Here is a 255-nt window from a genome sequence, read left to right on the forward strand (position 1 = left end):
CTTTCTATACTGCTCGTTACTTATAATCACGAGAAATATATCCGTCAAGCGCTTGATGCGCTGTTTAAACAAGTTATTGATGGGCCCGTGCAGCTCGTTATTGCTGATGATGGCTCTAGCGATGGTACGCTGAATATCATTAGAGAGTTTGAAGGTAGCGATCCAAGGTTTACGTTTAAGTACTTGATGAATGATGGTAATTTGGGAATAACCAAAAATTACCAGCGGGGTTTCTCCGAGTGCTCCGGTGAGTAT

1 protein-coding gene is annotated in these 255 nt (G+C 42.4%); it reads left to right on the forward strand.

What is annotated here, in order from left to right:
* A partial coding sequence (locus KMS84_RS40410) for a glycosyltransferase (protein WP_256921637.1) occupies window positions 1–255 on the forward strand: 255 nt, incomplete at both ends.

This window comes from Streptomyces hilarionis (assembly GCF_024539675.1).
Taxonomy (GTDB): Bacteria; Actinomycetota; Actinomycetes; order Streptomycetales; family Streptomycetaceae; genus Streptomyces; species Streptomyces hilarionis.